At 42.8% G+C, this 215-nt stretch carries 1 protein-coding gene; it reads right to left on the minus strand.

Annotated features, from left to right (window positions below; translation table 11 throughout):
• Positions 1-215, minus strand: a 215-nt coding sequence (locus tag Q1A15_RS20995) for a hypothetical protein (RefSeq protein ID WP_299628419.1), incomplete at both ends; no start/stop codon positions are given.

Raw genomic sequence — 215 nt, forward strand, 5'->3', positions numbered from 1 at the left:
GCTGAAGTATCTCCAACACAAACTGATGGATCATTCACCGTAGCTACTGGATTGGCATTAATCGTAACTGTAAAGGCATCTGTACCACTACATCCATTCGCATCGATATAAGTAATCGTACCGCCATAAGTATTTGCTGCGGCTGCTCCTGGAATTGTAAAAGTAGCTCCCGTTAAACTTGTATTTGTCGTAACATCACTAAAGCCTGCTGCTTC

Source organism: uncultured Tenacibaculum sp., from assembly GCF_947495995.1.
In the GTDB taxonomy this organism is placed as follows: Bacteria; Bacteroidota; Bacteroidia; order Flavobacteriales; family Flavobacteriaceae; genus Polaribacter.